The 12,189-nt window shown below is 66.3% G+C and carries 10 protein-coding genes; 4 read left to right on the top strand and 6 right to left on the bottom strand.

What is annotated here, in order from left to right; genetic code table 11:
* Positions 1–142 precede the first annotated feature (142 nt).
* The 3 genes from ACQCSW_RS01340 (at position 143) to ACQCSW_RS01350 (ending at position 3,474) form a co-directional block, all read left to right on the top strand.
* Positions 143–1,504: a sensor histidine kinase gene (locus ACQCSW_RS01340; protein ID WP_426989166.1), complete on the top strand. Its 1,362-nt coding sequence runs from the start codon at positions 143–145 to the stop codon at positions 1,502–1,504.
* Complete coding sequence (locus tag ACQCSW_RS01345) at positions 1,504–2,157, top strand: response regulator transcription factor (protein ID WP_354251830.1); 654 nt, start codon at positions 1,504–1,506, stop codon at positions 2,155–2,157. Before ACQCSW_RS01340 ends, ACQCSW_RS01345 begins: the two co-directional genes overlap by 1 nt.
* Positions 2,158–2,322: 165 nt before the next feature.
* On the top strand, positions 2,323–3,474 hold the full coding sequence (locus tag ACQCSW_RS01350) for a diguanylate cyclase (protein ID WP_426989167.1): 1,152 nt from the start codon (positions 2,323–2,325) through the stop codon (positions 3,472–3,474).
* Here ACQCSW_RS01350 and ACQCSW_RS01355 read toward each other — a convergent pair.
* Complete coding sequence (locus ACQCSW_RS01355; RefSeq protein ID WP_426989168.1) at positions 3,471–4,988, bottom strand: SulP family inorganic anion transporter; 1,518 nt, start codon at positions 4,986–4,988, stop codon at positions 3,471–3,473. The genes ACQCSW_RS01350 and ACQCSW_RS01355 overlap by 4 nt on opposite strands.
* 212 nt (positions 4,989–5,200) lie before the next feature.
* Between ACQCSW_RS01355 and mptB the strand changes: the two genes are divergently transcribed.
* Positions 5,201–6,820 carry a polyprenol phosphomannose-dependent alpha 1,6 mannosyltransferase MptB gene (gene mptB / locus ACQCSW_RS01360; protein ID WP_426989169.1) on the top strand — a complete coding sequence of 540 codons (1,620 nt, stop codon included), beginning with the start codon at positions 5,201–5,203 and terminating at the stop codon, positions 6,818–6,820.
* A 47-nt stretch (positions 6,821–6,867) separates the two neighbouring features.
* Here the strand turns inward: mptB and ACQCSW_RS01365 are convergent, their stop codons facing one another.
* From ACQCSW_RS01365 to ACQCSW_RS01385, 5 genes are all read right to left on the bottom strand, one after another.
* Positions 6,868–7,164, bottom strand: a complete 297-nt coding sequence (locus tag ACQCSW_RS01365) for a hypothetical protein (protein ID WP_426989170.1) — start codon at positions 7,162–7,164, stop codon at positions 6,868–6,870.
* Positions 7,165–7,187: 23 nt separating this feature from the next.
* A complete protein-coding gene (locus ACQCSW_RS01370; RefSeq protein WP_426989171.1) occupies positions 7,188–8,408 on the bottom strand; it encodes a glycosyltransferase 87 family protein in 1,221 nt (406 codons plus the stop codon).
* A 61-nt stretch (positions 8,409–8,469) separates the two neighbouring features.
* Positions 8,470–9,759 carry a glycosyltransferase family 87 protein gene (locus ACQCSW_RS01375; protein WP_426990592.1) on the bottom strand — a complete coding sequence of 430 codons (1,290 nt, stop codon included), beginning with the start codon at positions 9,757–9,759 and terminating at the stop codon, positions 8,470–8,472.
* 194 nt (positions 9,760–9,953) lie between these two features.
* Positions 9,954–11,063, bottom strand: coding sequence for a GTP pyrophosphokinase (locus ACQCSW_RS01380; RefSeq protein ID WP_426989172.1), 1,110 nt, complete (start codon positions 11,061–11,063; stop codon positions 9,954–9,956).
* A 54-nt stretch (positions 11,064–11,117) separates the two neighbouring features.
* Entirely contained in the window at positions 11,118–12,155 is a 1,038-nt protein-coding gene (locus ACQCSW_RS01385) for a LacI family DNA-binding transcriptional regulator (protein ID WP_426989173.1), read from the bottom strand.
* Positions 12,156–12,189 lie beyond the last annotated feature (34 nt).

The raw sequence follows: 12,189 nt of genomic DNA on the forward strand, positions 1-12,189 counted from the left end.
GGAATTCCTTCTTAATCCACTCTCCGGCGCAGCGGCCCGGCCCACATCGGGGACTTGGTTGAGCCGGGCGGGACAAAGGGCTGACGGGGCGGTCAACCTTTTGGTTGATCCGCACGCCCCCGCCGGCGCATAAGCTGATGAAATGCCTGCCGCGGACCCACAGACCAGCCCGTCGGGGGCTGCCATCCTCCGGTTCCTGCGGGTGACGCTTCATGTCGGGTTTGCTGTGCTGCTGCTGGTCGCCATCCTGCGGCTCCACTTCGCGGACGGCGGCCTGGACGGCGCCACCGGAGCGGCCGGCGCCGCATTGCCAGCAGGCACAGCGGCCGGCCAGCGTCTCGCCTGGTCCGCACTCGCCCTTGCCCTGGCTGCGGCCTATCTCGCCGGCACCGTCCTGGAGAAGCGCTTCGCCGCCGGCCGCTCCAGCTTCAACCCGCACCCCTACGCCGCCCCGTGGCTGGGCCTTGTCACGGTGCTGTGGTGCGTCCTCCTCGCTGGCAGCGCCGAGTTCTCCTGGGTCGCCTTTCCCCTCTTCTTCCTTCACCTGCATGTTCTGCCGCGGCGGATTGCACTGCTCACCATCGCAGCGATGACAGCCGCCGTCGTGGCCTCGCAGTGGGTGGCCAGCGGCCTGCCGTCGCCCACCCAGCCCATGGTTTTGGGGCCGATGCTGGGTGCCGGGTTCGCCGTGGTCACCGGCCTGGCTTATCGGGGCCTCTACCAAGAGAGTGAGGCGCAGCGGCTGGCCGCGGCGGAACTCCGGCGGACCCGGGCCGAACTTGCCAGAACCCAGCACGAGGCCGGCGTCGCAGCTGAACGTGAGCGCCTCGCCCGCGAAATCCACGACACCCTGGCACAGGGCCTGTCCAGCATCGTCCTGGTTGCGCGGGCCGCAGAGAAGTCCCTGGCCAGCGGCGATTTTGCCGCCGCCGCCGAGCGGTTTGCGCTGGTGCGGCAGACGGCGTCGGAAAACCTCGCGGAGGCCCGCAGCTTTGTCCGCGGGCTCACCTCACCCCAGCTCCAGGAGTCGTCGCTCCCGGAAAGCCTGCAGCGGCTCTGTGGCGAGACCGAAACCCTGGCCGCCGCGCGCGGTGACGGACTCCGCTGCCGTTTTGAGCTGGTGGGCGACCCGGCGGAGCTGCCGCCGCAGTACAGCGTCACCCTGCTCCGGGCCGCCCAGGCCAGCCTGGCCAACGTCAGGCTCCACGCCAAGGCAAGCACCGCCGTCGTCACCCTCGCGTTCCTCGGAGACGAGGTCACCCTGGACGTGTACGACGACGGCACGGGCTTTGTGCCGGAAGCGCCGGGTCCCGGCGTGGCTGGCCGCGCAGACGGCAGCGGATTCGGGCTGCGCTCGCTGGCTGCCCGGGTGGCTGACCTGAACGGCTCACTGGACGTGGAGACGGCACCCAGCGAGGGGACCGTCGTTGCCATTCGGTTGCCGCTGTCTGGCGGGGCGCTGCCTGGTCCGCCGTTGCCTGGCCCGGAAGGGGAGCAAGACTGATGGGGGAGCTCCGTATTCTGCTGGTGGATGACCACCCCGTGGTCCGCGCTGGCCTGCGCGCCATGCTCACCGAATTCGAGGACTTCAGCGTGGCTGCCGAGGCCGCGGACGGGGACGCGGCGCTGCGCGAACTCGCGCGGCTGCGGACCCTGGGGGAGCGCGTGGACGTGGTGCTGATGGATCTGCAGATGGGCGCTGGCATGGATGGTGTTACTGCCACCGCCGCGATCCGGCAGCTGGACTCCCCGCCGCCGGTTCTGATCCTGACCACCTATGACACCGAGGCGGACATCCTGGCCGCCGTGGAGGCAGGCGCCAGCGGCTACATGCTCAAGGACGCCCCGCCGGAACAGATCCGCCAGGCGGTACTGTCGGCGGCGGCCGGCCAGACGGCGCTGGCGCCCAAGGTCGCGGCACTGCTGATGTCGCGGATCAGCAGCCCCGAAACCGCCCTCACAACCCGCGAGGTCCAGCTGCTTGAACTGCTGGCCACCGGCCTGACCAACCGCGCCATCGCCCGGCGGCTCTTCATTTCCGAGGCCACCGTCAAAACCCACCTGGTGCACATCTACGGCAAGCTCGGCGTGGACAACCGGACTTCCGCCATCGCCCTGGCCACGCAACGACGAATCATCCGCACGCCGGGCCAGTAACCTCCCCCGAGTTTTTGGGCAGATATCGGCCCCTGAATGACCTCCAGAGCGGAATATGTGGACAAAAAACTCTGCGGGTGGGGCGGTCCCGGCTGCGGCGAAAATGTCCGACGGCGGTGCGATACTGAGGTCTGCATCACTCGGCGGTCGGGGGGAACTTCTGAAATGGTCCTGGATACAACAACGCTGCGGGTCGCGTTCGCCCTGATGGCTCTTTTGCTTGGCCTGCTGTTCTACTTCTTCGTCTACCGCACCACGCACGCACCGTACAGCGGCTGGTGGTGCGTGGCCCTGGCGCTGTTTCTCACCGGAGCCCTTGCATTCCTGCTCGATGGCACGCCCCTTCAACGGTGGGCTAATCCAATGGGGCATGTCCTGTTGGTTTCGGGAGCGGTGAGCGTCTGGTCAAGCGCACGTACGCTGCGGCGGTCCCCGCCAGAGCCGTTGATGTTCGTCGCTGCGCCGGCAGCGACCCTGGTGGCGTGCGCTCTTGACAGTCCGGCCACGAACACGTGGGCAGGTGGACCGGTCTTTCTGGCCTCGATGGCCCTGATGTTTGGGCTGGCCACAAGGGAGATGTGGCCGTCCGGACCCGCTTACACCCGGGTCCGGATCCCCATGACGGTATCTGTCGGGCTGGTGTCCGTCTTCTATACGGGCCGCCTTATTGCGTTTCTCGCGGATGGGCCCGGAGGACCCACCTTCGAGTTGTTTTTCGGCTCCGCAATCACCACCATGCTCACCATGGTGCTGCTGGTGGTGGTGTCTTTCAGCATGGCCGGTCTCATCAGCGAACAGCAGACCCGGGCCCTGCACATGGTGGCCACCCGGGACGATCTGACGGGGCTGCTCAACCGCAAAGCCTTCCTGGACTTGGCCGCGGCGGTGTTGAGAGGCCCGGCAGCGACCCAGGGAGCGGGCGCCGTGATCCTCGCTGACCTGGACCATTTCAAGGCAGTCAACGACACCCACGGGCATGCCGCCGGTGACCTTGCGCTCCGGGCTTTCGCCGGCGCGTGCCGGGACACCGTCAGGTCCACGGACCTGGTGGGCAGGTACGGCGGGGAAGAGTTTGTCCTCTTCATTCCGGGTGCCTCCGCCGGGCGGGCGGAGAAAATCGCCGAGGAGGTCAGCAGGCGCCTTACCCAGATCCCCACCGGCGACGGGATGGAGATGCCCACCGTCAGTTACGGCGTAGCACTGTACGACGCCGGGACCTCCGACCTGGAGGAACTCATCGCCTCCGCTGACCGGGCCCTCTATATCGCCAAGTCATTGGGCCGGAACCGCACCGTTCACAGCGACCGGACCGGCTAGTTGAGCTTGCCTGCCAGCCTCTCGCGCATAAGGACGCTGGCGGCGTTCAGCCCGATCAGCTCCACTGCCCGCCCGTGCCGGCGGTACTTCTCCGTCACCGCGTCCAGGACCGCGATGGTTGAGGCGTCCCAGACGTGGGAAGCGTGCAGGTCCACAATCACCCGGCTGATGTCCGGTTCGGCGTCCAGGGCGTACTCGAACTGCGTGTACAGGTCGTTGGACGAGGCGAAGAACAGCTCGCCGTCCACGGTGTAGGTGGCCACGTTCTCGCCGTTAAGTTCGACGACGGTCCGCTCCACCGTGACGAAGTGCGCCACCCGCCGGGCGAACAGTGCCATGGCCGCCAGCACGCCGGCCCCGACGCCGATGGCCAGATTGTGTGTCGCAGACACCACTGCCACGGTGATGAGCATTACGGCGGTTTCGGACTTGGGCATCCGGCGCAACGTCCGTGGGGCAATGGAATGCCAGTCGAAGGTGATGGCGGAAACGAAGATCATCACGGCCACCAGCGCGGCCATCGGGATCAGGCCCACAACGTCGCCGAGCACCACCACAAGGACCAGCAGGAAGACGCCGGACAGGAACGTGGACACCCTGCTCCGCGCGCCGGATCCTTTGACGTTGATCATGGTCTGGCCGATCACGGCGCAGCCGCCCATGCCGCCGAAGAAGCCGGTGACGATGTTCGCCACGCCCTGGCCCCAGGACTCGCGGGTCTTGTTGGACCGCGTGTCCGTGATGTCGTCCACCAGCTTGGCGGTCAGCAGGGATTCGAGCAGCCCCACCAAGGCCATGGACAGCGAGAACGGCGCCAGGACCTGGAACGTCTCCCAGGTCAGCGGGACGTTGGGGATAAACACCGACGGCAGGCTCTCCGGCAGTTGGCCCTTGTCCTGGACAGTGGGGACGTCCACGCCTGCCAGCACGGCAAAAAGGGTGAGCACTACGATGGCCACCAACGGTGAGGGCACCGCCGTCGTAATTCTTGGCAGTCCCACTACGATCACCAAACCGATCGCCACCAGCGGATAAACCATCCACGGCACGCCGATCAGTTCAGGAATCTGGGCCATAAACACCAGGATGGTCACAAAACCCACCATGACCGAGCGCGGGATGAACCGCATCAGCTTGGTGACGCCGAGGACCGCCAACAGAATCTGGAAAACGCCGGCTAGGATCACCGCCGCGATCAGGTGGTCCAGGCCGTGGCTGCGCATCAGCGGGGCGATGACCAGGGCGACGGCGCCGGTGGCGGCGGAAATCATGGCGGGCCGGCCGCCCACAAAGGAGATGGTGACAGCCATGGTGAACGAGGCGAACAGGCCGATCCGCGGATCCACGCCCGCGATCACCGAGAAGGCGATCGCCTCCGGGATCAGCGCCAGCGCCACCACCAGGCCCGCCAGCGCCTCGGTCTTCAGTCGCCGTGGCGAGCGGAGGGTGGCGCGGACTGATTGGAGTTGCTGAGGCGTGCTGGTCCGGGCATCGGGGACGCGTGGTACGGCCATGGCTGGGTCCAATCGTGCTGGTGAAGCCCGCAGAGGTGGCTTCATTCATAGGCGGGGACGGGCGGCGCGACGCCTCATTGCGAAATAGGGGGCACGTCCGCCCCTCCCAGTCTGGGGCACGCGCTAAGCCAACTGCTAAAATGACTGGGTTGTAGACCGGCCTATAGCTAGTCCAGCCAGCGCCGTAACTTAAGTAGGGGACAACAAAAGACATGACGGCAGGCGGTTCACACATCAGCACTTCGGAGAGCGTCCCAGGTCCGTCGAAAAAGACGGCGGCCGGCGCGGAGCTCCCGAAGTCCGCCGCGCCCGCCGTAGCTCCCCCCCCGAAGCGCCGGGTGTACATCGCCACCTGGCAGGGGTTCCTCGGCGCCCTGATGATGTTTGTGGGCTCGATCGGAACGGGCTGGATCGCCAACGGCTCACCCATGATCCGCCAGCCGGTGGTCATCGCGCTGCGGACCGAGGGCTGGGGCGTGACGCTGTCCACCGTGCTCCTGACAGTGGGGGCGATGCTCCTGATGCGGTCCTGGCTCCGGCTGGGCCAGCGGCTGGGGGACTGGGGCGAACATTCCCTGCGGTCGGTGGTGATCGCCATCTCCGCGTGGTCCCTGCCGCTCCTGCTGGCCGTCCCGATCTTCTCTCGCGATGTCTACGCCTACACGGGCCAGGGCCGCCTGGTCATGGAGGGCCAGAACCCCTACACGGTGGGCATCTCCACGCTGAATAACTGGTTTGCGCTCGGCGCGGACCCTGCCTGGGCCGAGAACAGAACCCCCTACGGGCCCTACTTCCTGTGGCTCGCCCGCGGCGTGGTGGGGCTGACAGGGGCACAGCCCGACGCGTCCGTGCTGCTGTTCCGCCTGCTCGCCGGCGTCGGGGTCCTGCTCTGCGTCATTTACGTGCCCAAGCTGGCCGAACTGCACGGCATCAACGGCGCGCGGGCACTCTGGATCGCGGTGGCCAACCCGTTGTTCCTCATCAGTTTCGTGGCCAGCGCCCACAACGACGCGCTGATGGTGGGCCTCGCCGTCGCCGGTGTCTACTTCGCCGCGACGAAGCGCTACCTGGCCGGAATCTTGCTGGTCACGGCCTCCATCGGGATCAAGCCGATCACCGTGCTGCTGCTCCCGTTCATCGGGGTTATGTGGGCGGGGCCGGCCGCCTCGTGGACGCGGAAGTTCCTCATTTGGGGTGCGACGGCGGGAATCAGTTTCGCGGTGCTGGCTGTCAGCGGGATCCCGTACAACCTCGGATTGGGCTGGGTCTGGGCAATCATGGACCCAACGCAGGGTTACACCGGCTATTCGCCGTCTGGCTTCCTGGGGCAGCAGGTTGAGTTCCTCGGCAACGGGCTGGGTCTCCCGGGGGGCACCATCGCGGACCTGCTGCGGACCGGCATGAAGTGGGCGGCCATCGGCCTGGTCCTGCTGCTGATGTTCCGCGGCGACTACTCGCGGGCGGTGCGCCGGCTGGCCCTGGCGTTCACCGCCGTCGTGATGCTCTCGCCCATCATCCAGCCCTGGTACATCCTGTGGTTCCTGCCGTTCCTGGCCGTCACGGGTATCCGGAACGACTGGCAGATCCGCTGCCTCTACGTGGGCGTGACATTCTTTGTGGTGTTCGGCGCGCAGGACCAGCTCTCCGTCTGGTCCTTTGTGCAGCTGACCGTGGACGCGTCGTCGCTGGCGTTCGTGACGGCGTTGCTGTTCACGTTCTACCTGCTGGTCCTGGACATCCACACGCGGAAGCTGCTGATCGAGGGCAAACCCTCGGACTGGGCCCGGCGTGGCTGGCGCTGGGTCCTGGACCAGCGCCGGAGCGACCGCTGAGGCGCGGGCCATCTCCGTCAATAAGGCCTGCCAGTCAGCGAGATGAACTAAGACGCCGCCTTGCGCCGAAGTCCCAGGCGGTAACCCAGCCAGAACGCCAGTGTCAGCAGGCCTACAGCAATGAGTAAGTAACCGGTCCGTGCGCCGCTGTCCATCAGGACTATCGTGTCCGATGTAAAGGTCTGGTTGGACAGGGGCGCGTAGGCGAACCACCCGATTTCCTGCCGGGGCGCCAAGACTGCAGCAAGTCCGGTGGCAACCGCTGCGGCCGCAAAGAGCGGTACCAGCAGCGACCGCAAGCGGCGGAGCCCAGGCCTGTTTGTGTTGTCTTCCCCCATAGTCATGGCACTACCCTAGTGCGCCCGGGTCAGGCGGACTGCGGCACAGTCTGCGACTTGCGGCCAAGCTCCGCGGTCCGCTTCACGGACCACCACAGGAGCACTACCAGCAGCACGTTGCGCGTGGTGAGGATGGCGGCCATGACCGGGTGGGCGTGGATGAGCGGCGTGTAGAACAGCGGGTAGATCACGAAGGTGGTCACCGCGATTCCCATCAGCAGCGCCGCCGGGACCTTCCACCGCTCCCAGTCGTGCGTCAGGCCCGCGATGATCACCGGCGCCAGCCAGATAATGAACTGCGGCGAACCCACCTTGTTGAACACGATGAACGCCGTGGTCATCATCAGCGCGCCCTCGAGGAAGAGTTCCTCCCGCTCGGCACCCCTGTTCAGTGCCCGGACCAGCAGAACCGCGGCCACCACAGCGGCGAGGATCAGCAGCGGCTGCATCAGGAACGCGGCCACGTCGGCGCCCGGGCCGTAGACCTCGGTGGAGTTGATGGCCGTGTTGTCGGCCATCTTGGAACCGGCGATGTTGAACACGCTGAGCCATACCCACGGCGTGGAGAACGTGGCTTCAAGCTGCATGCCACGCTCGCCCTGGTTGGTCAGGAAGTCCATGATGTGCGGCAGGCCGCCGGAAAGGTAAGTGCCCAGGCCCACGACGGCGGTGACTGCGACGCCGGACGCCAGCACCTGGATCCGCTTGCGGCTGGCAATGACGATCGGCACCAGGACCGCTGCCGGCCACACCTTGAGCCAGGTGGCCACGCTCAGCAGGATCCCCGCCACCATGGGGCGTTCGGCTGCGTACAGCAGGGCAATCAGCACGATGGGGGCGGTGATGCCCTCCACCCGGGCGAAGCTGAGGTAGCCCATAAAGAGGGTGAAAAACAGCCACCACCAGGCCGGGGCGATGCCCTTCACCTTCCGCGGACCGCGGGTCAGAAAAGCAAGCCCGACGGCGTTGAGGGCTGTGATGATCAGGTACCAGGACAGGAGGTACAGGCTGGGTCCGGCAATGTTCGCGAGGAAGATGGGGATCTGCGCCAGCACCGGGTACACCCAGGGACTGATCTTGCCGTCCAGGCTGTCCGGGTTGTAGCCGTCCATGGCCCACTGGCGGTACTGCTCCGTGTCGCTGAACGTATCGCCGTTGAGGAAGAACGACGCCATCCAGCCCAGGAAATACAGGTGGATGACTGCGAAGCCCCACCAGACGCTGGACGGACGGGCAAACCAGTCCACCACGCGCGCGGGCAGGAGGGTGCTGCGGACGCTGACCAGCCGGTCGAAGAACTTCGTGGAAATCTCAGGACTCCTTGAGCGCGGGGACGGACGCGGAAGTCTTTTTGCCCAGCGAGTACAGGCGCCGGACGGACCACAGGAACAGGACCACCAGGAGGACGTTACGGATGGTCAGCACACCGGCCATGAGGGGGTTGTTGTGGCTGAGGGCATCGTAGAACAGCGGGTAGATGAAGAACGTGGCCACGGCGATGGCGATGAGCATGGCCGCGGGGACCCGCCATTCACGCCAGCTGTGCGCCAGGCCCACGGCCACGGCCGGGGCCAGCCACACCATGAACTGGGGCGAACCCACCTTGTTGAACACCACAAAGGCGGTGGCCAGGGTGAGGGCTCCGGCCAGCAGCAGCTCGGTCCGGTCAACGCCGCCGTCGATCTTTCCGTTGCCGTTGAGCTTGCCGTTGTGCAGCGCCCAGAACGTCAGTCCGGCGACGAGCAGCGCGGCAAGGATGAGGAGCGGCTGCATCAGCACGGACATCACGGCGGTGCCGGGGCCGTCTACCTGCATGGAGTTGATATCGGTGTTCATGTACATCCGGGAGTCGCCGATGTTCAGCACGGACAGCCACAGCCACGGAGTGGTGAATGTTGCCTCGAGCTGCATGCCCCTATCGCCCTGCTGGGTCAGGAAGTTCAGCAGCTTGGGCACACTGCCAATCGTGGCGGCAAGTGCCACCACCACCGCTGACGTGGCCACGCCGGCCAGCACCACCAGGAGGCGGTTCTTGACGACGGCGAACAGGGCCAGCATGACGGCGGCCGGCCAGACTTTCACCCAGGTCGCGGCGGCGAGCAGGACCGAGGCGATAAACGGCCGGCCCACGCCGTAGGCCAGGGCCACCAAAACGATCGGGGCGGTGAGGCCGTCCACGCGGGCAAAGCCGAGCCAGCCCATGAGCAGGGTGAAGACAAGCCACCACCAGGCTGCCGGAATGGCGTCCGGCTTGTGGCCCCGCTCCGTGAGCTTGGCCAGGGCCCAGCCGTTGAGGATGGTGGTCATCAGCACCCACAGGAAGAAAAACGGTCCGGGGCCGGCCAGTCCTGCCAGTGCCATGGGGATCAGCGCGAGGATGGGGTACACCCACGGGCTGGGGCCGCCGCTGAGGTTCGCTTCGTCGAAGCCCGCCCGGGCCCAGTCGCGGTAAATGAAGGTGTCGCTGAACGCTTCGCCGCGCAGGGACAGCAGCGCCGCGAAGATCAGGAACCCCAGGTGCACCAGGATGAAGCCCGTGAGCAGTCCACGCGGCGTGTTCAGCCAGGACCGTGCGGCCGCAGGCAGGATGACGTTACGGATCCGGGTGAGCGTGGCGAAGAATGCGTCCGTGGAAATGGCGGAATCCTTGTCAGAGAGGGGCAAAAACAGGTGCCGGATCTTGCCGCTGGGCTGGAGCCGGGAGCATCGGAGGTCCGCTTACAACAGCCTCCACCTTGAGTCAAGGGTAGTTGAATGTCAGTGGTGCCCAATAATCCTGCGGCTCCGCGATTGGTCTACTCGGACTTGGTCTGGCGGTAGCGCTCGATCTGTTTCAGCCGCCGCAGGAGACTGTCGCGCCGCGGGTGCGGGACGGCGTCGGGCTCCTCTGCGGTGAGGTCAATGTGTTTGGTGCCGTACTGCCAGAGCAGGAGGTCATCCAGCAGGCGGTCCGGGCCGGGGGAGTAACGGTGGTCCAGCGCCTTGCGGACCTCGGTGATCCGCTGGGCGCTGAGCAGGCCGGCCAGCTGGACGGTCTGGTTGAGGCCGTGGGCTGCCATGAGCTCGGCCGCCCAGCCCCAGTCGTCATCGACTTTGCGGTCCACGTGCGGCAGGAGTGTGCGCCAGACGTCACGGATCCGGTTGGGCGTGAGCTGCGCGGCGCCTTCGCCCTCCATGTCCCAGTAGCTGCGGACTTCCTCATAGCGTTCGTGCAGGTCCGCGAAGGCGCTCTCCACTGTTTCCAGCATGGCGGCGGTGGCGGTGAACTGCCGGTCGAAATGCGGCGTCCAGGCGCGGGGGTCCTCGGCCTTGAAGCGGATGTCGTGCTCGATCTCGCTCCAGGCGTGGGCAAAGACGGTGCGGATCTGGCATTCGAAGAAGTAGCTGCCATTGGCCGGGGTATCTGGGTTGAAGGCTTGCTGGTAATCCCTGACCGCTTCATTCTGGATGGTGCGCAGGATCAGGTGGCGGCTGGAATAGCCGTACGTGCCGGACTCAATGGAACCGATGTCCTTCTCGCGGTCCCCGCGGCAGTCGAACACCTGGCGCTGGCGTTTGATGATGTTGGCCACGAGGGCATTCTCGGTAGGCAGCTTGGTGATGACGCGCACGCCCACCATGTCGTTGAGGGTGCGGAACGGGTCCGGGAACTTCAGCACCGGTGGCCCGCCGGGTTCCAGCGGGTCCTCAATCCGGGAAATCTTCTCCCGGAACGATTCCACCGATTTGGTGCGGCCGGTGACAAACAGCGGCGTGACCTCGGTGTCCTTCAAAATGTCGCGGAGGATGTAGAGAACGTCCTTGGTGACCAGCTTCAGGGCAGGGCGGACGCGCTCGTAGATCTCCACGTTCTCCTGCACGGATTCACGCAGGCTGATGTCCAGGCTGTCCCAGTTACTCGGCATGCCCCCAGCTTACGGCGGGGGGTGTGACACAGAGTTGTCATGTTCCGGTGGGCCTTATGCCGATGTGGAGTTGCGGATCACCAGGGAGCTTTCCAGCGTCAGCTGCGGCTGCTCCAGCCGGCGGCCTTCCATGAGCCGGCGCAGCTGCCCGCCTGCCTTCAGTCCCAGGGAGGTTGCCGGCAGGTGCACGCTGGTCAGGCTGGGGTTGCTCGTTGCAGAGTACGGCAAATCATCGAAGCCGGCTATGGCCAGCTGGCCCGGGATCTGCACGCCTGCCACCCGTGCTTCCTGCAGCACTCCGTAAGCGTGAGTGTCCGTGCAACAGACGACGGCGGTCACCCCGGACCGCTGCCACGCCGGCCATACGGCGGCGAACGCGGCGGCGGACGCACCGACGTCGATGGTGGTACTGATGATGTGGTCGGGCCCCACCGATATTCCGTGGGCCGCGGCCTCGTCCAGGAAGGCTTCGCGGCGGATGGCGAACGTGGCCGTGCCTGTCACGCTGTCCACGTAGGCCACCCGGCGGTGGCCCGACCCGGCCAAGTGCGCGGCCAGCTGGCGCGCGCCGTGCGCAACGTCCAGATTGACGGACGGGGCGTAGGCCTCCAGCCCCGGGGCATCGAGCAGGACCACGGGGCCGGCGGCGGAAAGTTCTTCCAGGAATTCGGCGTTGGGGGCACCCACCAGCAGCCCGGCCGGCCGGAGCGCCATCAGCTTCCGCACATCGCCGGCCTGCGGAAATTTACCCGCGTCGGTGACGGACAGCAGCAGCTGGTAATCAGCCCCGAGTGACTCCCGGACACCGGCGATCACCTTGGCGAAAAACGGGTTGGAGATATCCGGAGACACGAGGATAACGATGGAGCTGACACCTTTGGCCAGCGAGCTGCCGATTCCGTCCACCACGTACCCAAGCTCGGAAATGGCCTCCCGCACCCTGACGATATTGTCCTCAGAAACGCGGCCGGCGGTCTTGCCGTTGGCCACCAGGGAAACCGTCGCAGTCGAGACGCCGGCGCGGGCAGCGACCATGGCCGCCGTGATCCGCGCCGTGCGTCCAGGGTGCTGCACCTGCTCAACGGATTCCATACCCCGATCGTAGTAGACGGGGGACATAGAACCA

It is taken from the genome of Pseudarthrobacter sp. Y6 (assembly GCF_050156205.1).
GTDB lineage: Bacteria > Actinomycetota > Actinomycetes > Actinomycetales > Micrococcaceae > Arthrobacter.

Excerpts from the sequence above, each read along its gene's own strand:
- mptB (WP_426989169.1), top strand. The coding sequence starts at position 5,201 with ATGACGGCAGGCGGTTCACACATCAGCACTTCGGAGAGCGTCCCAGGT.
- ACQCSW_RS01355 (WP_426989168.1), bottom strand. The coding sequence starts at position 4,988 with ATGGCCGTACCACGCGTCCCCGATGCCCGGACCAGCACGCCTCAGCAA.
- ACQCSW_RS01365 (WP_426989170.1), bottom strand. The coding sequence starts at position 7,164 with ATGACTATGGGGGAAGACAACACAAACAGGCCTGGGCTCCGCCGCTTG.
- ACQCSW_RS01350 (WP_426989167.1), top strand. The coding sequence starts at position 2,323 with ATGGTCCTGGATACAACAACGCTGCGGGTCGCGTTCGCCCTGATGGCT.
- ACQCSW_RS01380 (WP_426989172.1), bottom strand. The coding sequence starts at position 11,063 with ATGCCGAGTAACTGGGACAGCCTGGACATCAGCCTGCGTGAATCCGTG.
- ACQCSW_RS01340 (WP_426989166.1), top strand. The coding sequence starts at position 143 with ATGCCTGCCGCGGACCCACAGACCAGCCCGTCGGGGGCTGCCATCCTC.
- ACQCSW_RS01385 (WP_426989173.1), bottom strand. The coding sequence starts at position 12,155 with ATGGAATCCGTTGAGCAGGTGCAGCACCCTGGACGCACGGCGCGGATC.
- ACQCSW_RS01345 (WP_354251830.1), top strand. The coding sequence starts at position 1,504 with ATGGGGGAGCTCCGTATTCTGCTGGTGGATGACCACCCCGTGGTCCGC.